Origin of the sequence: Nocardia sp. CA-084685 (assembly GCF_050955785.1) — a bacterium.
Classification (GTDB): domain Bacteria; phylum Actinomycetota; class Actinomycetes; order Mycobacteriales; family Mycobacteriaceae; genus Nocardia.
Genome location: NZ_CP192094.1, coordinates 1053661 through 1075828 on the forward strand (window position 1 = coordinate 1053661; position 22168 = coordinate 1075828).

Sequence of the window (22168 nt, forward strand, 5' to 3'; positions counted from 1 at the left end):
TGCGTTCGACGCGGATTTCGTCGAGGTCTCACGCACGAAGTAGTAGATCGTCAACGAGATCGCGATACAGATCGCGACGTAACAGTGAACCCTCGGCCAGCACGCTCACCGAGCGGGTCAGCGCGGCACGGCGACTGCGGCGGCCGAGCATCCAGCTGCCGATCGGGCGCACCAGGCAGCCCCCGCGAAGACCGTGGCCGAATTGAGTAGCTGTGCGGTGGAATCGCCCTTCGGGATGAAGCTGTGCGCGAAGTACACGCTGAACGCCGCCTGGACATACCAGTCGTACCACTCGGCGAGATTGCCGAGCGAGCCACGCAGCACGTGGGCGAAAAAGTCCGAGACGAATTCTGCGCTCGTCAATTCGCCGGTCGGGGTCAAAGATTGCCCTGGTCGGAGGCGGTTTGAATTCTTAACAATCCCTTTAGCTAGTCACCATCGGTACCGAGATGCGGGGGCCGACCCGCATGCCACTATCGGAAATGACACCGATGGCGAGCGCGCCGAACAACAGCGCGGATCGGTGCATCGATTGTATTGGAACAGGGAACGAGAGCAATGACTCGAGCATCGCGTAGCGATTCCGTGCGGGGTGGCGGTCGAGCTACGGGCGGGCGCGACGGACAGATCGGCGGCGCGGATGCCGTCGCCGACCACGGCCGGTACGCCGATACGTTGGTTTCGCGCATCGCGAGCGAGTTGGCCGAACTCGCACCACGCGGTTGGCAGCGTCTGAATGCGGTATTCGCATTGACCGTGACCGTCGAGTCTGCGCGCGTCGAGTTCACCGGCGAGCACCGGCCGGTACGTCTGGAGGTCCCGGAGTCGGTACTCGCATCGGTGCGGCAGTATCGTGGCGAGATCGCCGCGTCCGGCACCGAGCCTTGGTGGCGACTGTTGCTGCGGGCCAACGCATATGGTGACGTAGAGGTCGACTACGACTACGGTGACGACCCGTTCCCGGCCGACCAACTCTTCCGCCCGGAGGCGTATCGCGCCGATGTGGCGGCGTATCCACGCCCGCGACTACCGGTGTGGTTGGCGGCCTATATGGGTCACCGCGACCGCCAGTGTCGCCGCCCGCGCCGTGCCGTGGCCGCTGCCCTCGTCGACCGGGCGCACGGGGTGACCGCGCGGCCGGTGGATCCGGAACTGCCGTCCTTCCCGCAGTTATGGGCCCGCTGGGCGGTGATTTCGGCGGCGCACGTTGCCGTATCTTCCGACCGCGGCCCGCGCGTGGTGCCATCGAACGGCTGGTTCGAGAGCGGCGGCAATGGCAGTAGCGGCTCCACGCTGTACACCGTGCCGGGCGGTCGAGCCGTGCTTTCGGGCGGAGTGTGGGACGCACCGGCATTGAATGCGGCCTACAACGGCGGCGTAGGCCTGCCGAATCTCTATGCGGGGGCACCGGATTGGGTGACCAACGCGGTGCTGAGTCCGCGCGCGGCCGTCGGCTTGCTCTCGTTCTGCTTTTGGTGGGACGGGCAACGGTGGTACTGCGGGGAGTCGCCCTCGGTGCAGCAGTGTGGTGTGGCGATGCCGAAAATCTGGGAGTCGCACACCGTGGTCGAGACGGTGGCCCGGTTACTGTCGGGGGATCCGGGCACCCGAACACGAACCGCGGTGGCGCATTTGCTGACTGGCGCGGAGCGCGGTGCGGTCACTCGAGAGCTGTTGGTCGACGCCTTCGGTCGCGATTCCGATCTCGAAGCCGCGATGCGTCAGCTCTCCGCAGCCGGATTGTTTGCGCCGCAACCGAATCGAGTCCATTCCGGGAATCGGCGGCCCGAGCCGGTTACCGCAACCATGCCGGAATTTCACCTTTTGGACGACAGACGTCCATGCGATGATCGAGTTGCGCTATAGCCGGAGGTCAGAGGATCCGCGGACCTGACACATCGTTGCGCGCATGGCTGCCGACCACGCTCCCCGAGCCGTGGAGGTCCGCACCGTGATCTTGGGCAGATCGAAATCCCGGATCATCCGCACCAGTGCGGAACTCGACCTGCCCGCCGCTTGGCAATTCAGTCGCGGTGCGGGACAGAAGGTCGCGGTCATCGACACCGGTGTGAATCGACATCCGCGACCGCCCGCGCTGCAAACGCGCAGCAGCTCTGGTGCCGGTCGGCCGCCCTGGTCGTGGCCGCACCCCTATCTGCCGCCGCTGTGAGCCTCCGGCGCAGGCTGCGGCACCGGAGTCAGCACCGGCGTCATCGGCTCGTATGTCCAGCTGTCGGAGCGGCGTTGGAACAGCGCGCGGGACGGTCCCGATGCTGCCGGGCCGGCGATCCTGGCCAGGTGGAAGCCTTCCTTGCGGTAGTAGTCGTGCAGATCGTTGTTGGTGGTCCAGGCATCGAGCCGGACCCAATGACGTTGTCGGTGGCGCGCAAGCGATGCGGCGTGGGCCAGCAGCCGGTGCCCGATGCGCTGACCGGCGAAGCTGACGTCGACGATCATGTAATGCACGATCACCGCATCGGCCAGTTCCCATGGCGACCACAGTCCCGGGTCCGAGCGGTCGTTGACGGTGATCGTTCCGGCCGGCTCCCCTGTCACCTCGGCAATCCAGGTTTCGCCCGCGTCCAGCGCTTTGCCGACCGCCCGTGCGAAGATCTCGATGGGTAGGCCGCGGCTTGCGACGGTCCACTGATCGGAGCCGCGTGCGGTGAGCCACGCGGTACGCTGGATTCGGAGTCGACAGATAGTGCCGAGATCACTCAGAGCCCCCCGGCGGATCGTTATCATGACTGCACCGTATTCATGGCGGAACATTTTTCACGGCAGCGAGATACCCTGCCCGTAGGAGATGCCGAGCGCGTGTCGGATGACGTTGCTGCCCACATCGTCGCCGAGTTCATAGGCCAGCCGGTTGCGGGTGGCGATCGACCGATGCCGAGTGGCCCTGGTGATGCGCTCATGGTTGGCGCCGATGCGTAGATGGTCCAGCAGTATGGTGCCGGTCGCGACACCGAGCACAATGGCCTCCTCGGTACTGGCCGGGCGGGCGACGAGCGTGTCGCGGTGCGCGGTCTCGGCGTGGCCGCGGTCGGCCAGTCGGCGTGTCGTGCCCTCGGGAATATCGTGCGGCGAGTCGATGCCGGTCGCCTCCGCCAAATCCCGCGGATAGAAACTGACCTCCCACGACCACGGCTCGTTGTCCAGGAACTGGACGACCGTCCTGGCCAGCACCCAGGAATCCTCCGGCAGGCCCAGCCAATGGGCCACCTCCGGATTCGCGGGTTCCATCTTCGCGCTGAACTCCTTGGTGGGCTCGCGATGTGCGGCGCGCGCGATTTCCTCGAAAATATCGTGAGCGGATTGCGGACGATTCGGACGAATATGGTCGGTGACAACCGATTCCAGAACTTCTTGGTTTCGCACAATGGTGCCACGGGAAGTAGCAGTGTAGACCAGATTTTCGGCGACAAGCACCTGAATGGCGTTGCGCGCGGTAGTGATCGAAACCTGCATTTGATCGGCCAGCTCGGTATGGCTGGGCAACCGATCGCCCGGATTCCACTTGCCTGCGCGGATCTCCTCCCGGAGGAGGTCTGCGATCCGGAGATACATCGGACCGTCGGCCATCTTGCTCCTCGGTCAGTCGTGCAGGTAACGAAGTCTACTCTTCGTGACTCCCTACGGCCCGGTAACGCTTGACAGGTGCCTGCAGAGGTTTATTGTAATGAAGTCCTGATCCAGGTGTTGTGCGGCGATGACGGCGAGGCAACGTGGCAGGTTCGGATTCATCAACGGTTGTGATGGCTCTTCCCGGCACACCGAGGTGTGCCGATTCGACGGTGCAGTCCCTGACTGCCGGGCTACTTCCCACGTCGGATCTACTTGTTCGGGCGTGTCGCGGTCACCGGGTTGTCGGTGGTCCGCTGCTCTGGTTCGCCCGTGACCTGGCGATTCTGCATGAGCGACGGCTCGTTGGTCGTGGCGGATCGGTATCGACCGATCCGGCGACGATCCTCGAAATCGAGCGTCGCAGAATCGAATTGGTCATGGCGATCGACGATTGGGTGGCGCGCAGTGTGCCGCAGCATCGGCTCGGCGCGACACTACACACCGAAACCGTCGGCTCGGTCATCGACCGGATCGCGGAGTCCTCGGTCCGCGCGCACCATGCGTTGATGACCCTGGACGCCCACGACGACCAGCTACACGGCGCGTGGCATCACCTGGCCGAATTGGCCGATGCCTACGACGATTTGGTACGCGATGTACTCGCGGGACGGCGGCGACTCCCGGAGTGGTGACGACTCGGGTTGACAAGGGGCCGTGGCTTCCCTACCGGCTGGCCACGGCCCCTTGCTGTTTCGCGAGCGGATCAGGTTATCTGCGTCTGGTGTTGGGGGAGAGGCACCAGCGGCCGTGCTCGGCTTCGCGGACTAGATCACCGTAGGCATTGGATAATTCGGCCAGTCGGGTCCATGCCACGTGCATGTGTTCGCCGGTGAGATCGCCGGTCATCAGTAGGTGGAAGGCGTGGTCGGCGCTGGCCGCGATGCGATCGATGATGTCGCCGAGTGCGGCGTCGCGACGGTTGTCGGGGCGCAGCGTCAGGTGCTCGGTGGCCCAGGTGTTGATATTGGCGACCAATTCCACTCGGAGGCAGTCGATTACGGCCGCACGCTGTGGATGCTCGCGTCGTATGCGGTGCAACCGGACCAGATCGCGCGACCATCGGCAGACATGGCCGCGGACCTGTTTTCCGCTCAGCGCGCACAGTAGTTCGCTGGTGCTCGGCAGTGCCGAGCCGACATTCGTGCCCGCCAGCGTCGGAGGCCGACGGAACGTCGGATTACTACAGTGCGCCGGCGCGTTCACAGCGGTGCGGTGAGCTCGAGATGGATACCGTCGGGATCGCTGAAGGACAGGATCGCGATGCCGAGTCCGTCCAGCGAGGTGACCTCGCCGTGTTCGATTCCGGCCTCGGCCAACCGGGCGGCGGTGCGGGTCAGATCGTCGACTGAGGATACCGTGAAGCTGAGATGGTCCAGACCGACGCGTTCGGAATCGAATTTGTCGGTCGGATCGGCCACCGGGCGTAGTCCGAACAGCATTCCGTTCGTTTGGAATACGACGCCGCCGTAGAACTGGGCCGGATCGGTGCGCACCTGCGGATCCTCGGGCCGACCCGGCGATTCCACCGCGATCTCGAAACCGAGGACGTCGCGGTAGAACGCCTTGGAGCGGTCGATATCGGTCACGGTCAGCCGGATGTGGTGGATACCGGTGGTTTCGACGATCGTCATGTGAACTCCGCAGGGCAGGCCGGGCAAGTAGTACGAACCCTAAGCCGCTTATTCCGCAGTTCCGAGTGTCGGAAACGACATATTCAGTACTGTTTGCGACATGGATGTTGCGGTCTTCGTGCAGGACGGCGTCGCCGATCTCGGACTGACCGCCGTACTGGAGACTTTCGCGACCGCCAATGGGCTGCGCGAGGAGTTGCAGACGGCACCCGAACCGTGGCGGGTGCACATTGTGGCTGATGGCGAAGAAGTGCTTACGGCGCACGGTTTCCGCGCGCAGACGACACCGATGACCGAACTGCCCGATGATGTCGGTCTGATCGTCGTCCCCGCAACGCGGGTCCTGGATGCGGATGGGCTGATCGGCGTGGTGTCCGCACCCGCGAATCGCCCGGTGCTGCGACTGATGACGCGTGCCTATGAATCCGGCGCGCACCTCGCCGCGGCCTGCACCGGCACCTTCTACCTGGCCGAGGCGGGCCTGCTGGACGGCGCGGTGGCGACGACGAGTTGGTGGCTCGGCCCGGCCTTTCGGCGCCGGTATCCGCGCATCGACCTGGACGAGAGCCGAATCCTGTGCCGGGCGGATCGGCTGACCACCGCCGCGGCCTCGCTATCGCATATCGACCTCGCGCTGGCACTGATCGCCGCGCAGAGTCCGACCCTGGCCGAATTGACCGCCCGATATCTGGTGGTCGGCGATCGTCGAACGCAGATCGACTCCGCGATACCGGAGGTGATCGCCCGCAATGACTCCCTGGTCGCCGCATTCGAGCGCTGGGTACGCGACCATATCGCCGAGCAGTTCCGCATCGCGGACGCGGCGCATGTGCTCGGCGTCACCGAACGCACGTTACAGCGCGCTACCCAAGCCGAAATCGGAATGTCGCCACGGGATTTCGTGCATGAGGTGCGGCTGGAACGGGCCACCCAACTGCTGCGCACCACGACGCTGACCATCGATGCGATAGCGGTAAAGGTCGGCTACCTGAATGCGGGCACACTGCGCGGGCTGTTCCGTCGCCGTCGCGGGCGTTCCATTGCGGAGGTGCGCGCGTCGCGGCTGTCGTGGTGAGTCTCGATGATCACGACTCCCGCGTCGCGCGCCTCACTGGAAAACCGTGCGTCTCAACGGCTCAGTCGTCGGATACGAGCATGCGCGGACCCTGTGGTTTTCGTCAAGGACGTTGTGATTCGGGGCTATGGAGTGCCGGTCGGTTCGGTGGGGTGGTCATGACCGGACGACGATGTAGCGCCCGGATTCTTCTTGGAACTCGACGGCGGCGGCGATCGCTGCGTCATCGAGGTGGAGAAGCTCGGGTGGGACGACGATCAGCTTGTCGTCATCGTCGTAGAGCCGGTGGATGATCGCGATGCATGCCCTGCTGCGGCGGTGACGGGCTCGGTGGGGCCGAGGAAGTAGGCGTCGAGTTCCTCGCCGTCGGGTGCGAGTGTGCCAGGAACAAATCCATAGTTGACGGTGTAGCGGAATCCGCAGCTGGGGTGGCGGCTTCCATAGGGCCGGTCGATGGTGAGTTCGACTGTGCGGCCGAGGAACTGGCGCGCCGGCGACAGTGATCCGGATTCGGTGAGCGGGCGCGGTTCGGTCATCGTTCGAGGCTATCGGCGGGAGCTAGCAGTGCGGCTCGGTCGTGAGACACGCAGCCGCAGCGTTGCCGACGCTGCTGATCAGACTCGGTAGTGGCGATGATCGATGCCGAATTCGTCTGCGACGGTGGCGGCGAGTTCGACGTAGGCGCGCTTGGTTGTCTTGTGCAGGCGGTGCAGATCGATTTCGGCGCCCTCGGACAGATGCGAGTCGTACGGGATGATGTGCACGGCGCGGCAGCGCGACAGGAAGTATTCGCGCAGCTGCTGGATGCCGACATTCGGGGAACCCTCACGCGGCAGGTTGATCACCACGACCGCATTGCGGACCAGATGATCGTGGCCGTGCAGGGACAACCAGTCCAGTGTCGCCGCGGCACTGCGTGCGCCATCGATCGCGGCAGAAGAGATCAGCACCAGCGAATGCGCTAGGTCGAGTACGCCGCCCATCGCCGAATGCATCAGTCCGGTACCGCAGTCGGTCAGGATGATGTTGTAGAACCGCTGCAGGATGCGCGCGACCGCGCGGTACTCCTCGTCGTTGAACGCCTCCGACGCCGCCGGATCCCGTTCGCTGGCAAGCACTTCCAATCGGCTGGTGCCCTGCGAGGTATGCCTGCGCACATCCGAATAGCGCTGGATCGCTGGATCGAGCAGAAGATCACGCACCGTCGAGCGAGTCTGCAACGGCACCCGCTGCGACAGCGTGCCGAAGTCCGGATTGGCATCGACGGCGATCACCCGGTCACCACGGATGGAGGCGAAGATCGACCCGAGACCCATTGTCGTGGTGGTCTTTCCGACACCACCCTTGAGCGAGAGCACGGCGATCCGATAGTCACCGCGCACCGGCTGACGGATCCGCGCCACCAACTCTTGCAGTCGCAACTCCTCGGCGGACAAACCGGGATTGATCGCGCCACCGGAAACATGGTGCACGGCCTTGCGCCACCCACTGCTCGGCGACTTCTTCGCCCGCCGCAACGGCACGTCATCCAGCGAAGGCTGCGGCCCGTGCGGATGCTGCGGCTGATATTGCCCGCCGTGCTGATACCCGGGCGGCATCCCCTGCCCATACCCAGGTCCATGCGGCCCAGCCGACGGTTGGCCGTACCCCTGTGGATCCCCAACGGGCGCTTGCTGTCCCATCGGCCCGGACCCATGCCCATGCTGCCATTGGTCAGCAGGCTCACCCGTCGGCGACTGCTGCCCCGATGCCCGCGCCGCCGGATTCTGCCACTGCTCGCCCTCGGGCGCCCGCCCCATCTGCGGCTGCCCATACGCAGGCGCGCCTTGCTGGGAAGCGTGACCGCCGCCAGGTGCCAGGCCGGTGTGCCCGGGGCCGTGCCACGCTGCCTGATCACCAGATGCTTGCCCCATGGGTCCGGCCGCGCTTTGCCATGGTGCCTGGTCCCCGCCGGGGGGCTGACCTGTCGGTCCGAGCTCGCCGTGCGGCGATGCCTGGACGCCGCCGGGTGCTTGTCCCGTAGGAGCGGGTCCGCCTTGCCATGGCGCGTGGTCGCCGCCAGGTGGGTGCACGGCGGGACCGCTCTGCGACAGTGCCTGATCGCCACCGGGCACCTGCCCTGTGGGCGCGTGTCCGCCTTGCGACAGTGCCTGGTCGCCGCTGGGCATCTGCCCTGTGGGCGCGGGTCCGCGTTGCGATGGTGCGTGATCGCCGCCGGGGGCTTGCCCCGTTGGGCCGCTCTGCCATGGTGCGCCAGCCTGATCGCTGCCAGTGGCTTGGCCTTTGGGGCCAACGCCGCTCGGCCGGGGGCCGTGGTCGATGGCGGGTGTGTGTCCGATGCGTTCGCTGTGTGACGGTGCTCGGTCGTCGTTGGGCGCTTGGCCGGTGGGGCCGGGGGCGCCATGCCACGGTGCCTGATCGTCGGACGCTTGCGCCGTGGATCCGGGCGCGCCTTGCGCCGATGCCTGGTCGCCGCCCGGTGCTTGCTCTGTGGACCTCGGTCCGTGTTGCTGCGGTGCTTGGCCCGTGGGTGTGGGGCCGCCCTGCGACAGCGCGTGATCGCGGCCTTGTTCTGTGCGTCCGGGTCCGCTTTGCCGCGGTGCCTGGCCGCTGCCGGGTGCGTGTCCGGTGGACGGTTGCGTGTACCCGGGTCCGTTCTGCCACGGCCCGACCGGGTCGTCGGATGCCTGCCCCGCGGGGCCGGTCTGCCATGGTGCTCGCTCGCTGCCAGGCAGCTGTCCCGCAGACCCATGTCCGCTCTGCCGTGGTTGTCCGACTCGGTCGTCGCCGGGTGCCTGCGCGGTGGGCTGTTGCGCATACCCGGTCCCGTTGTGCCACTGACTATTCGGCTGATCGGTGCCCGGCGCATCCGGTCCGGCCGCAGGCTGCCCATATTTGGATGCATTGCGATCGGAGCTCTGGCTCTCGGCTACCGCAGATTGCTCGGCTCCGCCGACAGTTCCTTGGTCGCCCGGCGCGTGCGGTGCGGACTGCTCGCCCGTCGGAACTTGCTTGCTGCCAACGGTATCGGTTGTCCCTGCGGCATCACCGCTGAACTCACTTGTCTCGGCGGCCGCGTCGACTTCCGATGACAATCGGTGTCGGCCACTGCCGGGCGTCGGTGCGCCCGTCGTTCCTGGCGCGGGGTGCGCAGTCCAGCCGGGGGTGGCCAAGCCACCTCCCCGTTGCGCCGCAGCGGATCCCGACTGCCCTGCGGTCCCGGTCGGCAGCTGGGATTCGGCTACGGTTCCCTGCGGTATCGATGCCGGTCGGTGGAAGTCGTTGGCGGGTGTTTGTGGTGTGCGTTGGTCGGGCTGGCCACCGGGTGCCTGTGGTGCTGATGGGGGTTGGTGGAAGTCGTTGCCGGGCGCCTGTGGTACGGCCGCGGGGCGATGGAACTGGCCCGGCGTTTGGGATGCTGCGCCTGAGCTGGGGGCCTGCGCGGAGGCCCGATCGTCGTTGGCGGATCGCGGTGCCTGGCTGTAGTCGTGTGGTGCAGTGCCACTCGCGGACGATGTTGTGCCCGAAGCTGACTCGCCTCCGGTGGGGTGGCCGGTGCTCGCTGCCGAATTGGTGCGATCGTGTGGTGCCGGTCCGTACTCCGAGGAGGCGGTGCTGGGAACCCGCGAAGGGCTGCTCGACCGCTTGGTCGGCTCGACCATCGCGGAGTCGAATATCGGTGTCGCACCATGGGGGGATTCCGCGTGATCGCCCGTTCCTGCGTCTTCAGCGGAACCAACGGCGCTGTTCGCTGTGTGCTCGGCGCCGAGCGCACGCGCCGAGTCATCCTGACCCGTACGGCTTACCGACGCGGGTTCATCCGTCGTCGCCCCAACTTCCGACCCGGAACCACTTGCCGTGCGGGTATCCGAGGGGCCACTTGCCGCGCCGGTATCCGAGGGACCACCTGCCACGCCAGCAGCCGAAGACAAGCCGGAATCCGCAGCCGACTGCGCATCGAATTCCCCTGGTGGCGGCGGCAACTCAGGCCGACGCGCGCTCGGCGCACCCACTTGCTCACCAGCGGTTTGATCCTCGGTCGCCCGCTGCGGCGCAAGCCAAGGCGGTGGACCATCCGCACCTTGCGAGACCGGCTGCACCGCCTCGTCCAACTGCTGCGCCGTGCCCTGGCCGCCGTGCGACTCGTCGAGTCCCGCGCCTGAGCCATCCGCGCGCGAGCCCGACCGCGACTCATCGAGTCGCGAAGGTGGATTGTCGATTCCGCGCGGATTGTGGGGGCGCGGTTCATCGTGCCGTGTCGACGGCCCGTCGACGCCGTGAGAGCGCGGCGGGCGCGGTTCATCGAGTCGCGAGGGTGGGCCGTCGAGACCGGTTGATTGCGGTGGGGCGAGCTGCGAGGACGGGCCGTCGAGACCGCGCGCGTGCGGTTCGTCGAGCCGCGCGGACGGTGCGCCAGCGCCTTGCGAGGTCGATGCGTGCGGTGCGCCGACGTGTACGGGCGGTGCCGGTCGACTGTTGTCCGAGCGGTTTTCGGGCGTCGGCGAATGGCCGGATCGAGCGGCTGCCGGGGTTATACCGGCGGGTTCGGCGGTCGGACCCTGCTCGGGGCGTGGCGTCTCGAGCCATGGCGGCGGAGCGTCGAAGTCGCCCGTCGGCGGCATGCCGGGCTGCTCGCTTGTTGGCGGAGGCGGTGCGGCAGCCGAATACGGTTGCGCGGCGGTCTGGTTGGGCGGGGGCGGCAGGTTGGGGCGCGACGGCTGGTAGCGCACCGTTTCCTCAACGGACGCGGGCGGCTCGGTGGCAGTCGGTTGGCCCACATCTGGCTGCTGGAAAGCGGGCGATTGGCCCGCGCCCAACTGTTGGGCCGGAGGCATTTGGGTAGCGCCCGGCTGCTGGTAGTCGGCAGCGGGTTGGTGCGGGCCGGGAGGGTGTGGCGGCAGCGGTTGCGACGGTGGCGTCGGCGCCCTGCTACCGAGCGGGTCGAAGCCCGCGGAGGGCTGGCGCGGATTGCGGGTCGGCAGTGGATTGCCGCTTTGCCAGCCGTTTTCGGGACGCGGCGAACCTTGGTCCGGGCGCGCGTGTGGACCGGAGTCGTGCTGCGGTGGCCCTTGGCGCGGGTCCCCTTGCTCGGGACCGCGTTGGGGCTCAGGTCCACGAAAGGTATTCGGGCCCTGGAAACCACCCGGTCCGCTGTGTAGTTCGAAACCGGGACCGGACAATTCGCGCGTCGCCGGACCCGGGCGCTGACCGGGCTCCTCGGGCTGCTCGTCCTTACTCTTGCGGCGGCCGAATCGGCGCTTGTCCCGGCGCGCGGCTTCGGGCCGTTCGGTCTCCGGCGCGCGCTTGGAACGTCCACGCCGCGAAGGCGCTTCATCGATGAGGTCCTCGTGTGGCAGGTTCTGTACGGGCGCTTCATAGCCGCCGGTGACATCGCTCTCGGATAGCCACGGGGGCAGCATGGGGAGGCCGTCGTTATTACGGCTCACACGTCCCCCTTGATCTGCTCGACCTTTATTCCTGGGCTGTGGTCAGTTTACGCGACGACTCTGCCTCATCACGGGTGGGGATGGGCGCGAATGACCGGGTTTTCGACGACCGCGATCGCGGGATCTGTTGGGCCCCATACATGTCTCGATAAGGGGACAGGAATGTGCCATGGGTGTGACCGGGGCCACTCTACGTGGTTGATTGCCGCGCGTCTGCTTAGCCATCGGCGTCGCGTCACGGTCCTGAGGTTCGAGGGCTCTGTATCCGTCTAAATCCGGCACGCGCTTCGTATTTCCCGGCAAAACCATCTTTCCCCAACGCTCCCCGCGCACACGTGCCACAGCACAACGGCGCCCCACCGTCCCGGCGGGCCGAGGTGAATGGCGTCTAAAACCTCGATGTCGACGCCATCAGAGCAGGACCGGCTCCCGATTTCAGATGGTGACCTCCGCCGTGCGAGATCGCCGGTCCAGTTCGGCCTCCACGAGTGCGGCTTGTAGTGCGACCTATTCGTACAGACCGGCGGGTGGCGATCGGCCTGTGATTACCCACGCCCCGTCGACGGCAAAGTCGGCATGATCGGCGGCCGACGGCCGCCTGCGCGAGTGTGGCCTCCGCTTCCGGCACGACCTATTCACCGAGCGTCGCTCGGCCACGCCGGAACGGCGATGGAAACTCGATGCCGTGTGGCCACGCCGAGGAAGGGCGCCGCGCCGGGTAAGACACCCTTGTCGGTGCAATCGGTGGACATGCGATCAGAGCATGACCGGCTCTCGATCTCGTCACCGTCGGTGCCTTCCGCTGTGCGACCATCACCGCTCTGGTTCGTCCGGGGTGGATGGCGTCGAAACATCGATGTCGACGCCGTCGCCGCGCAAGGAAGGGATCGTGCCGATCAGACGGCCTTGGCGGTGAAGCCGGTGGGCATTCGACGATGATCATCAGAGCGTCATGACCTCTGATCTCGTTACCGACAGGTGCCTTGCGGCTGCGCAACGACCAGGGCTTCAAAGCGGCTTCGGCACCCAGGTCTACCCTGGCAACTGCGGGTTCACGCACGTTCTGCGCGCATCAAAAGCGGAATAATAGACGCTCGTGGCCCGTGCGACCAGGGCGAATTGGCCTGCCAGCAGTTAAACCGGTAAGCTTGGTCGGCGGTGCACCTACGCGCCGACTGTTTGCGTGTCACTGATCGGTTCGACCGATCGGTTACATGGAATCAGATACAAGGCAATCAAACCAGGTTTGAGCGTAAACCGGGATCGCGGAGGACATGGCGAAGAAAGACGGGGCCATCGAGGTCGAGGGTCGAGTTGTCGAGCCGCTGCCCAATGCGATGTTCCGGATCGAGCTCGAGAACGGGCACAAGGTTCTCGCGCACATCAGCGGAAAGATGCGGCAGCACTACATTCGTATCCTTCCCGAGGACCGTGTGGTCGTCGAGCTCTCGCCCTACGACCTGTCGCGCGGCCGCATCGTTTACCGCTACAAGTGAATCGGGCTTCGCCTCCGGACCCCCACCGGGGCCCGGGCTCAGCTCGTTGGGCTCGCCGCCCAGTACGGCGGTAAAGACCACGTCGCCGCCCAGCGCGGCGGCAAGAGACTTCCTCAGCCCTCCGGCTGGGGAAAAACTGTGTTCACACCCGTGTGAACCGAACAAGATTGGACGGACGTGAAGGTTCAGCCGAGCGTCAAGAAGATCTGCGAGAAGTGCAAGGTGATCCGCCGTCACGGTCGGGTCATGGTGATCTGCGAGAACCTGCGCCACAAGCAGCGCCAGGGCTGATCTTCGCGGCACCAGCCGGGCACCGATCACTGATCGGCTTGGCCAACTAAAAGAAGAACTCCCAGCTCCAGCCGCACACTGCGGATATTCGGATCGCGCGGTTCCTCGGAATCGCAAGGTCGGAAGGTGTGCGAGCCAACCACCGGTACGGAGGCCGGTGCCCCACCAGACGAGGGGACGGACAGGGAGCAGACCTCCGCAACGATTAAGGAACCTGCCACATGGCACGTCTCATGGGCGTTGATCTCCCGCGCGAAAAGCGCATGGAGATCGCGCTGACCTACATCTACGGCATCGGCCGTACCCGCTCCAAGGAGATCCTCGAGGCAACGGGCGTCAGCCCCGACCTGCGCTCGAAGGATCTCAGCGACGAGCAGGTCACGCAGCTGCGTGACTACATCGAGGGCTCGGCCCTCAAGGTCGAGGGTGACCTGCGCCGCGAGGTGCAGGCCGACATTCGACGCAAGATCGAGATCGGCTGCTACCAGGGTCTGCGCCACCGTCGTGGTCTGCCCGTGCGTGGCCAGCGCACCAAGACCAACGCGCGCACCCGCAAGGGCCCGAAGCGCACCGTCGCAGGCAAGAAGAAGTAGGGGATATAAGGATGCCTCCGAAGAGTCGGGCCTCCGGCCCCAAGAAGACCCAGAAGTCGCGTCGCCGGGAAAAGAAGAACGTCCCGCACGGCCACGCGCACATCAAGAGCACGTTCAACAACACGATCGTGTCGATCACCGACCCGTCCGGCAACGTCATCTCGTGGGCGTCCTCGGGCCACGTCGGCTTCAAGGGTTCGCGCAAGTCGACCCCGTTCGCCGCGCAGCTCGCCGCCGAGAACGCGGCCCGCAAGGCGCAGGAGAACGGCGTCAAGAAGGTCGACGTGTTCGTCAAGGGCCCGGGTTCGGGCCGCGAGACCGCGATCCGTTCGCTGCAGGCCGCCGGTCTGGAAGTCGGCACGATCTCCGATGTCACCCCGCAGCCGCACAACGGCTGCCGTCCGCCCAAGCGGCGTCGCGTCTAGCGGGAAAGGAATAACGAAAAATGGCTCGTTACACAGGCCCTATCACCCGCAAGTCGCGTCGTCTGCGGGTCGACCTCGTCGGAGGCGACCAGGCGTTCGAGCGTCGTCCGTACCCGCCGGGCCAGCACGGCCGCGCGCGGATCAAGGAGAGCGAGTACCTGCTCCAGCTGCAGGAGAAGCAGAAGGCGCGCTTCTCCTACGGCGTCATGGAGAAGCAGTTCCGCCGGTACTACGAAGAGGCCAACCGCCTCAAGGGCAAGACCGGTGACAACCTACTCCGTCTGCTCGAGTGCCGCTTGGACAACGTCGTGTACCGCGCCGGTCTGGCGCGCACCCGTCGGCAGGCTCGCCAGCTGGTCAGCCACGGTCACTTCCTGGTGAACAACCGGGCCGTGAACGTCCCCAGCTTCCAGGTGACCCAGTACGACATCATCGATGTCAAGGAGAAGTCGCTCGGCACGCTGCCGTTCCAGGTCGCGCGTGAGACCGTCGGCGACCGCCCGGTTCCGGGCTGGCTGCAGGTGATCCCGGGTCGGCTGCGGATCCTGGTGCACCAGGTGCCCGAGCGCGCTCAGATCGATGTGCCGCTGTCGGAACAGCTGATCGTCGAGTACTACTCGAAGTAACAGCTCACCGCTGCTGGTGCGTGGTCGTCGGCAATGCCCGCGACCACGCACAACCCCCAAGACGTGGGCGTCAAATAGTGGGCGCCCGTACAGGAGGATGATCCAAAATGCTGATTTCACAGCGTCCGACGCTGACCGAAGAGGTCGTTGCCGAGAACCGCTCGAAGTTCACCATCGAACCGCTCGAGCCGGGCTTCGGTTACACCCTCGGCAACTCACTGCGGCGTACCCTGCTGTCCTCGATTCCGGGGGCCGCGGTCACCAGCATCCGCATCGACGGCGTTCTGCACGAGTTCACCACCGTTCCCGGTGTGAAGGAGGATGTCACCGACATCATCCTGAACCTCAAGGGTTTGGTCGTGTCCTCGGAGGAGGACGAGCCGGTCACGATGTACGTGCGCAAGCAGGGCCCGGGCACCGTCACCGCCGGTGACATCGTGCCGCCTGCCGGTGTTGTCGTGCACAACCCGGATATGCACATCGCCACCCTGAACGACAAGGGCAAGCTGGAGATCGAGCTCGTCGTCGAGCGCGGTCGCGGTTACGTCCCGGCGGTGCAGAACAAGGCGTCCGGCGCGGAAATCGGCCGGATCCCGGTGGACTCGATCTACTCGCCGGTGCTCAAGGTGACCTACAAGGTAGAGGCCACCCGTGTCGAGCAGCGCACCGACTTCGACCGTCTGATCCTGGACGTGGAGACCAAGAACTCCATCACTGCCCGGGACGCGCTCGCTTCGGCGGGCAAGACCCTGGTCGAGCTGTTCGGCCTGGCCCGTGAGCTCAATGTCGAAGCCGAAGGCATCGAGATCGGCCCTTCGCCCGCCGAGGCGGATCACATCGCCTCGTTCGGTCTGCCGATCGAGGACCTGGACCTCACCGTCCGGTCCTACAACTGCCTCAAGCGCGAGGGCGTGCACACGGTCGGCGAGCTGGTCGCCCGCACCGAATCGGATCTGCTGGACATCCGCAACTTCGGCCAGAAGTCCATCGACGAGGTCAAGGTCAAGCTGCATGCGCTCGGCCTCTCGCTGAAGGACAGTCCGGCCTCGTTCGATCCTTCGTCCGTAGTGGGTTACGACGCGAGCACCGGAACGTGGAGCGACAGCGGCACGTTCAGTGACACCGATGGCGGCGAGCAGGACTACGCCGAGACCGAACAGCTCTAGGCCGTCGGGGTAGGCACCCCGGCCCGGCCTCGCACCCGCGGCGTGAGCGACGCGCCCGGAGGCGGTAGCGGAGCGTTACCACGCAGGGCGCCGGGAGCGCCGCAATAAGACACAGGAGAACAAACAATGCCCAAGCCCAAGAAGGGTGCCCGCTTCGGCGGGTCGGCGTCGCACCAGAAGGCGATCTTCGCCAATCTGGCCACGGCGCTCTTCGAGCACGGTCGGATCACGACCACCGAGGCCAAGGCCAAGGCGCTGCGCCCCTACGCCGAGAAGCTGGTCACCAAGGCGAAGGCCGGCACCCTGGCCGACCGACGCGAGGTGCTCAAGGTCATCCGCAACAAGGATGTCGTCCACGAGCTCTTCGCCTCGATCGGTCCGTCGTTCGAGGGCCGCGAGGGTGGCTACACCCGCATCACCAAGACGCTGCCTCGCAAGGGTGACAACGCGCCGATGGCGGTTATCGAGCTGGTCCGGGAGAAGACCGTGACCAATGAGGCCGACCGCGCCCGTCGCGTTGCCTCGTCCAAGAAGGTCGAGGCGCCCGCCGCCGAGACCATGGTCGAGGAGAAGGCCGAACAGGCCGTCGCCGAGACCGTCGAGGCCGAGGCGCCCGCTGCCGACGAGGCCGCTGAGGACAAGAAGGACGCCTGACGTTCGGTTCTCGCACGAGCCCGCCGCCCCCGTATGGGTCGGCGGGCTCGCTCGTATCCGAGACCGCCACGCCGACATCGGGTTTCGCGTGGTGAATGGTTCCGGCCGCGCCGCGACCCGCGTTCGTATCGATTAGGAGATCGCCTGTGACCGAAGAGAATTCGGTGGCTTCGACGGCGTCGGGCGAGTCCGCGCCGATGGATTCGCGCGGATTCGCGCAGGTTCCCGGCGTCATGCAGTCATCCCGAGTCGAGCATGCCTCTGGGGGCGTGACACCTGATGTCGTGCAGGCTTCTGAGGTGATGCAGGCTCCTGGAGTTGTGGGGACTTCTGAGGTCGCGCAGGGCGCGGAAGTCGATGCAGGGTTGGAGTCCGACGCCGACGCGGTCCGGGTGCGGCTCGATATCGGTTACGACGGTACGGATTTCATCGGCTGGGCGCGACAACCGGGTCTGCGCACGGTGCAGGGTGTCCTCGAAGAGTCGCTGAGCAAGGTACTGCGCGAACCGATCCAATTGACCGTCGCGGGCCGCACTGATGCGGGGGTGCACGCCGAGGGGCAGGTCGCGCATTTCGATGTCGGTTCGGAGCCGGATGCGGCCAAACTCATCCATCGCATGGCCCGGTTTCTCCCGAAAGACGTGCGGATCAAGGATATTCGCGTCGCCCCGCCCGAATTCGACGCACGCTTCTCGGCGATCCGCCGCCACTATGCGTACCGGCTGACCACCGCGCCCTATGGGGCCGAGCCACTGCAGGCCCGCAGTGTTGTCGCTTGTCGCCACGACGTCGATCTCGAAGCCATGCGCGAGGCATCGCGAAAGTTATTGGGCCTGCACAACTTTGCCGCATTCTGCCGCCGCCGCGATGGTGCGACCACGGTGCGCGAACTCCAGCGCTTCGATTGGGAGCGCGACGGTGATCTGCTCACCGCCTATGTCAGCGCGGACGCGTTCTGCTGGTCCATGGTGCGCAGCCTCGTCGGCGCGATACTTGCCGTCGGGGAGGGGCGTCGGACGCCGGATTGGGTCGGCGGCTTGCTGGCGGAAACCGAACGGTCCAGCTCCGTCGCGGTCGCCCCCGCCCACGGGCTCAGCCTCATCGCCGTCGACTACCCCGCTGACGCGGACCTGGCCGTCCGCAACGCGCAGACGCGTGAAATGCGTACGGTCTCAACGCTTGATGAAGGCTGCTGTGGCAGCTGAGGTTGGCGCATAACGTCTCGACGTCGCACAGAAGGTCCAACCTGTGCGCGGCGGCAACACCTATGTGCCCTGTATTGGTGGCGCTCCCGCACCGCGAATCTGCGGGCGCGGGCGGTGCGGGAGCATGACCCTTCCGGTCAGCTGGACGAACCCGCCTCGATCGTTCGCGGCTGGTTGGAGCCGGAGATTTCGATGCGGCGTGGCTTGGCCTTCTCCGCGATCGGAAGCGTCACCGACAGCACGCCGTTGTTGTAGGTTGCGCTGATATTGTCGGCATCGACATTGTCGCCGAGGCTGAGCTGGCGCATATAGGTGCCTGCGAAGCGCTCGGACGCGATCCATTGGACGCCTTCGTCACTCGGCAGGCTGCGCTGCGCGCGCAGGGTGAGGGTGCCGTTGTCGACGCTCACATCCACTGAGCCGGGGTCCACACCGGGCAGGTCGGCGTTGAGTACATAATGATCGCCTGCCTTGAACAGATCCATCGGCATGAATCGTGGCGCCCGCGATGTCCCCATGGATTCGCCGAGCAGCTGGCGGGCAACGGTGTCGATGTCATGGAACGGATCGAACCGGAGCACAGCAATCACCTCCATTTCACTAGCGGCGACGCCTGCCACGGCGGTAGGCGCCGGAAGCTGTGCACCATCTAAGTTAGCACTCTCAAGACGAGAGTGCTAACAGTAGTTGGCTCGAAAATCGTGACCGTCTCGGATCGGGGGTGCGGCTGCGGCGGAATAGCGACAGCTGCGGCCTGGTTCATTCCGAGCATGGCTATCGGAGACCTCGGACGGTTCGGTGTATGGCGGTACTACGGGGCGTTCACCCCGCAGGACGCGCAGGACTTGGAAGGACTCGGCTACGGCACTCTGTGGCTCGGCGGGTCCCCGCCCGCCGAATTACCCGTGATCGAGTCGCTGCTCGAGGCGACCGAGTCGATCACCGTCGCCACCAGCATCGTGAACATCTGGACGGCGCCCGCGAAGCAGGTCGCGGAGTCGTTCCACCGGATCGAGGCGCGCTTCCCCGGCCGGTTCCTGCTCGGCCTCGGTGCGGGCCACCCCGAACATCAGGGTGAGTACCGCAAGCCCTACGACGCGTTGGCCGAATATTTCGACGAACTGGATGCCGCGGGTGTCCCCAAGGCGCGCCGCGCGCTCGCTGCCCTCGGCCCGCGGGTGCTCGGGCTGGCGGCGGAACGGTCTGCGGGCGCGCTGCCCTACAACGTCACCCCCGAACACACCGCCCGCGCCCGCGCGCTGCTCGGCGAGGATGTACTGCTGGCCACCGAACACAAGGTCGTCCTCGACGAGGACCCGGTCCGGGCCCGCGCCGCCGCCCGCCCGCGCGTCGAGTTCTACCTCGATCTCCAGAACTACGTCGCCAATCTGCGCCGCCTCGGTTTTACCGACGACGACCTGACCAAACCCGGCAGCGACCGTCTGATCGATGCCCTGGTAGCCCACGGCGCCGCGGATTCGATCGTCGATCGGCTTTCGACCCATCTGAACGCAGGCGCCGACCATGTCGTCATCCAAGTCCTCGCCGACGAACCCGCCACACTCCGCACCCTCGCGCCACTGCTCGCGAAGTAGTACCGCATAGGCGATCGGCACGAGTTACCCGCCGATCGCCCTGAGGGGCTGGTGGGGCCGCGCCAGCAGTTGCCGCCGCCGCCCCACCGAAATCGTCCTAAGACAGCGTTAGAAAGCGCCCCGTGCGCTTCCATCGGCGCTGTGACTGCGCACACACTGGTCTCCGACCGACGCAAGGCCGCGTCGAAGAAGGAGATCTTGTGACTACGACACAGCCTGTCGGCGAGCGCCGGGTGGTCGCGAATGTATTGCGTGGTTCCATCGGTAATCTCGTCGAGTGGTACGACTGGTACGTCTATACCGCATTCAGTGTGTACTTCGCGAAATCGTTCTTTCCGAAGGGCGATTCCACCGCGCAATTGCTTTCCACCGCAGCGATTTTCGCGGTCGGCTTCCTCATGCGGCCGCTCGGTGGTTGGTTGCTCGGTCGCTATGCCGACAAGTTCGGACGTCGCTCGGCGCTGACGCTGTCGGTGACGGTGATGGCGGCGGGTTCGCTGCTGATCGCGGCCACGCCGGGATACCAGACGATCGGAATCGCCGCGCCGGTACTGCTTTTGCTGGCCCGGCTGTTGCAGGGGCTTTCGGTGGGCGGTGAATACGCAACCAGCGCAACGTATTTGTCCGAGGTGGCCTCGACGGGTAAGCGTGGATTCTATTCGAGCTTCCAATACGTCACGCTGGTCGCCGGACAATTGGTGGCGCTCGGTGTGCAGATCATCCTGCAGCAGTTCCTGAACAACGCGCAGATGAACAACTGGGGCTGGCGCATTCCGTTCGTGATCGGTGCGGCGGGCGCGCTGATCGTGATGTGGCTGCGGCGCAGCATGGACGAATCGGAGCACTTCGAGGCCGAGGTCGAGTCCGAGCGTGATCCGGCGGCGAGCAGCACCGATGCCAAGCAGCCCGCGCGCGGTTCGCTGCGGATGCTGCTGCAGTACCCGCGGGAATGCCTGCTGGTGATCGGGCTGACGCTCGGCGGCACCGTCGCGTTCTACACCTACACGACGTACATGCAGAAGTTCATGATCAATACCTCCGGCATCTCCAAGCCGACGGTCTCCTGGATCAACTTCATCGCACTGCTGGTCTTCGTGGTGCTGCAGCCGCTGGCCGGCGCATTGTCCGACCGCATCGGGCGACGTAAGTTGCTGATCTTCTTCGGCGTCGCGGGCACCCTGCTCACCGTGCCGATCATGACCGTGATCGCGCACACCAAGAATCCGATCGCCGCGTGGGCGCTGATGATGGGCGCGCTGGTCATCATCACCGGCTACACCTCGATCAATGCCATCGTGAAGGCCGAGCTGTTCCCGACCAAGATCCGCGCGCTCGGCGTCGGCCTGCCGTACGCATTGACCGTCGCGATCTTCGGCGGTACGGCCGAAACCATCGCGCTGTCGTTGAAACAGGCGAACCATGAATCGCTGTACTTCTGGTACGTCGCCGGATGCATCGGAATCTCACTGCTGACCTACTGGTTCATGCGGGAGACCTCGAAGGGATCCGCCATCGACGCCGACGCCGCTGCCTCGGACGATATTTCGCTCACCAAGGCGGATCCCTCGGCCACCGAGCCAGACCGTGACCTCACGACGGCTCGACCCTGAGGGCCCGACCGCACCCGCCGCTCCGCCGCTGTGGGAGGATCGGCGGGTGCGGCTTGCGGTGGTCGAGGACGATGACGGCGTAGGCGACGCGCTGGTAGAGGCGCTCAACGCCCGCGGTTATCAGGCCGAGCGCAAGCGCCGCGGCGCGGATCTGCTCATCGCCCACCGCGGCTACGACGCCGTCATCCTGGATCTCGGACTGCCCGATGGCGATGGTCTGCATGTGCTGCGCCAGCTGCGCGAGGTGAGTTCGGTGCCGGTGCTGATCCTGACCGCGCGCAGCGACGAACGCTCGATCGTGCGCGGGTTGCGCGGCGGCGCCGACGACTATTTGGTGAAGCCGCCGCGGATCGCGGAATTGATGGCCCGGCTGGAGAATGTGGTGCGCCGCGCCGCCGCCGGATCGCAGCCGGAGCGAGCCGAGGTGGTCACCGGGGACGTGCGGGTGGATCTGGCGGCACGGGTGGTCGAGGTCGCCGGGCGGCAGATCCCGTTGACCCAGAAGGAATTCGAGTTGGTCGAGGCATTGGTGGAGCGGCCCGGTGCCGCGGTCAGCCGCCAACAGTTGATGGATCGAATCTGGGGTGATGCGTTCGTCGCGGTATCCCGATCACTGGATGTGCATATGACCGGACTGCGGGCGAAATTGGACCGACCTGGGCTGATAACGACAATTCGCGGCTACGGTTACCGCTGGGGCCAGTGATCGTGTTGGCCCGGCGGACCT

The 22168-nt window shown here is 66.0% G+C and carries 23 protein-coding genes and 2 pseudogenes; 17 read left to right on the plus strand and 8 right to left on the minus strand.

From position 1 onward, the window contains the following. Positions 1-79 precede the first annotated feature (79 nt). A pseudogene (locus tag ACQP2U_RS04475) lies at positions 80-381 on the minus strand (alpha-ketoglutarate transporter); the annotation flags it as partial. A 177-nt stretch (positions 382-558) separates the two neighbouring features. Between ACQP2U_RS04475 and ACQP2U_RS04480 the strand changes: the two are divergent. Beyond that, the gene (locus tag ACQP2U_RS04480; RefSeq protein ID WP_433713534.1) at positions 559-1866 is read left to right on the plus strand and encodes a hypothetical protein; all 1308 of its coding nucleotides are present in this window, start codon (positions 559-561) and stop codon (positions 1864-1866) included. Between the two features lie 43 nt (positions 1867-1909). Further along, on the plus strand, positions 1910-2170 hold the full coding sequence (locus tag ACQP2U_RS04485) for a hypothetical protein (protein ID WP_433716819.1): 261 nt from the start codon (positions 1910-1912) through the stop codon (positions 2168-2170). Here ACQP2U_RS04485 and ACQP2U_RS04490 read toward each other — a convergent pair. Both ACQP2U_RS04490 and ACQP2U_RS04495 read right to left on the minus strand, forming a co-directional pair. After that, positions 2152-2745 carry a GNAT family N-acetyltransferase gene (locus tag ACQP2U_RS04490; RefSeq protein WP_433713535.1) on the minus strand — a complete coding sequence of 198 codons (594 nt, stop codon included), beginning with the start codon at positions 2743-2745 and terminating at the stop codon, positions 2152-2154. The genes ACQP2U_RS04485 and ACQP2U_RS04490 overlap by 19 nt on opposite strands. A 30-nt stretch (positions 2746-2775) precedes the next feature. Continuing rightward, complete coding sequence (locus ACQP2U_RS04495; protein ID WP_433713536.1) at positions 2776-3585, minus strand: GntR family transcriptional regulator; 810 nt, start codon at positions 3583-3585, stop codon at positions 2776-2778. A gap of 212 nt (positions 3586-3797) precedes the next feature. On the opposite strand from ACQP2U_RS04495, the gene ACQP2U_RS04500 reads away from it, so the two are divergent. Continuing rightward, positions 3798-4259, plus strand: a complete 462-nt coding sequence (locus tag ACQP2U_RS04500) for a DUF4254 domain-containing protein (protein WP_397031507.1) — start codon at positions 3798-3800, stop codon at positions 4257-4259. Positions 4260-4335: 76 nt separating this feature from the next. Here the strand turns inward: ACQP2U_RS04500 and ACQP2U_RS04505 are convergent, their stop codons facing one another. Together ACQP2U_RS04505 and ACQP2U_RS04510 are read right to left on the minus strand one after the other, a co-directional pair. Next, positions 4336-4830: a hypothetical protein gene (locus ACQP2U_RS04505; protein ID WP_433713537.1), complete on the minus strand. Its 495-nt coding sequence runs from the start codon at positions 4828-4830 to the stop codon at positions 4336-4338. After that, entirely contained in the window at positions 4827-5258 is a 432-nt protein-coding gene (locus ACQP2U_RS04510; RefSeq protein ID WP_433713538.1) for a VOC family protein, read from the minus strand. The genes ACQP2U_RS04505 and ACQP2U_RS04510 overlap by 4 nt, the downstream gene beginning before the upstream one ends. A gap of 100 nt (positions 5259-5358) precedes the next feature. Here ACQP2U_RS04510 and ACQP2U_RS04515 point away from each other — a divergent pair, with 100 nt between their 5' ends. Then, positions 5359-6333 (plus strand): GlxA family transcriptional regulator, encoded by a 975-nt coding sequence (locus ACQP2U_RS04515; protein ID WP_433713539.1) that lies wholly within the window; start codon positions 5359-5361, stop codon positions 6331-6333. 257 nt (positions 6334-6590) lie between these two features. On the opposite strand, the gene ACQP2U_RS04520 is transcribed toward ACQP2U_RS04515, so the two are convergent. Both ACQP2U_RS04520 and ACQP2U_RS04525 read right to left on the minus strand, forming a co-directional pair. Next, positions 6591-6869, minus strand: a complete 279-nt coding sequence (locus ACQP2U_RS04520) for an inorganic diphosphatase (protein ID WP_433713540.1) — start codon at positions 6867-6869, stop codon at positions 6591-6593. Between the two features lie 78 nt (positions 6870-6947). After that, positions 6948-8069 (minus strand): annotated as a pseudogene (locus ACQP2U_RS04525) (AAA family ATPase); the annotation flags it as partial. A 1783-nt stretch (positions 8070-9852) separates the two neighbouring features. Between ACQP2U_RS04525 and ACQP2U_RS04530 the strand changes: the two are divergent. The 10 genes from ACQP2U_RS04530 (at position 9853) to truA (ending at position 18236) form a co-directional block, all read left to right on the plus strand. Then, a complete protein-coding gene (locus ACQP2U_RS04530) occupies positions 9853-10041 on the plus strand; it encodes a hypothetical protein (protein ID WP_397031518.1) in 189 nt (62 codons plus the stop codon). Further along, positions 10038-10496 (plus strand): hypothetical protein, encoded by a 459-nt coding sequence (locus ACQP2U_RS04535; RefSeq protein ID WP_433716820.1) that lies wholly within the window; start codon positions 10038-10040, stop codon positions 10494-10496. Before ACQP2U_RS04530 ends, ACQP2U_RS04535 begins: the two co-directional genes overlap by 4 nt. Before the next feature lie 2558 nt (positions 10497-13054). Beyond that, complete coding sequence (infA, locus tag ACQP2U_RS04540) at positions 13055-13276, plus strand: translation initiation factor IF-1 (RefSeq protein WP_003418601.1); 222 nt, start codon at positions 13055-13057, stop codon at positions 13274-13276. A 177-nt stretch (positions 13277-13453) separates the two neighbouring features. Next, a complete protein-coding gene (gene rpmJ, locus ACQP2U_RS04545; RefSeq protein WP_040686659.1) occupies positions 13454-13567 on the plus strand; it encodes a 50S ribosomal protein L36 in 114 nt (37 codons plus the stop codon). Between the two features lie 221 nt (positions 13568-13788). Continuing rightward, positions 13789-14160, plus strand: a complete 372-nt coding sequence (gene rpsM / locus ACQP2U_RS04550; protein ID WP_040686660.1) for a 30S ribosomal protein S13 — start codon at positions 13789-13791, stop codon at positions 14158-14160. Positions 14161-14171: 11 nt separating this feature from the next. Then, positions 14172-14585 carry a 30S ribosomal protein S11 gene (gene rpsK / locus ACQP2U_RS04555; RefSeq protein WP_014349147.1) on the plus strand — a complete coding sequence of 138 codons (414 nt, stop codon included), beginning with the start codon at positions 14172-14174 and terminating at the stop codon, positions 14583-14585. 20 nt (positions 14586-14605) lie between these two features. Further along, entirely contained in the window at positions 14606-15211 is a 606-nt protein-coding gene (gene rpsD, locus ACQP2U_RS04560) for a 30S ribosomal protein S4 (RefSeq protein ID WP_327095488.1), read from the plus strand. A gap of 107 nt (positions 15212-15318) precedes the next feature. Continuing rightward, on the plus strand, positions 15319-16377 hold the full coding sequence (locus ACQP2U_RS04565; protein ID WP_040686662.1) for a DNA-directed RNA polymerase subunit alpha: 1059 nt from the start codon (positions 15319-15321) through the stop codon (positions 16375-16377). A gap of 126 nt (positions 16378-16503) precedes the next feature. Next, positions 16504-17031: a 50S ribosomal protein L17 gene (gene rplQ, locus ACQP2U_RS04570; protein WP_433713541.1), complete on the plus strand. Its 528-nt coding sequence runs from the start codon at positions 16504-16506 to the stop codon at positions 17029-17031. Positions 17032-17423: 392 nt separating this feature from the next. Then, positions 17424-18236 carry a tRNA pseudouridine(38-40) synthase TruA gene (gene truA, locus ACQP2U_RS04575; RefSeq protein WP_433716368.1) on the plus strand — a complete coding sequence of 271 codons (813 nt, stop codon included), beginning with the start codon at positions 17424-17426 and terminating at the stop codon, positions 18234-18236. Positions 18237-18373: 137 nt separating this feature from the next. On the opposite strand, the gene ACQP2U_RS04580 is transcribed toward truA, so the two are convergent. Then, a complete protein-coding gene (locus ACQP2U_RS04580) occupies positions 18374-18817 on the minus strand; it encodes an Hsp20/alpha crystallin family protein (RefSeq protein WP_397031523.1) in 444 nt (147 codons plus the stop codon). 189 nt (positions 18818-19006) lie between these two features. Between ACQP2U_RS04580 and ACQP2U_RS04585 the strand changes: the two genes are divergently transcribed. The 3 genes from ACQP2U_RS04585 (at position 19007) to ACQP2U_RS04595 (ending at position 22147) form a co-directional block, all read left to right on the plus strand. After that, complete coding sequence (locus tag ACQP2U_RS04585; protein WP_433713542.1) at positions 19007-19831, plus strand: LLM class F420-dependent oxidoreductase; 825 nt, start codon at positions 19007-19009, stop codon at positions 19829-19831. A 200-nt stretch (positions 19832-20031) separates the two neighbouring features. Further along, entirely contained in the window at positions 20032-21441 is a 1410-nt protein-coding gene (locus tag ACQP2U_RS04590; RefSeq protein ID WP_397031527.1) for an MFS transporter, read from the plus strand. Positions 21442-21487: 46 nt separating this feature from the next. Further along, positions 21488-22147, plus strand: coding sequence for a response regulator transcription factor (locus ACQP2U_RS04595; protein ID WP_397031988.1), 660 nt, complete (start codon positions 21488-21490; stop codon positions 22145-22147). Positions 22148-22168 lie beyond the last annotated feature (21 nt).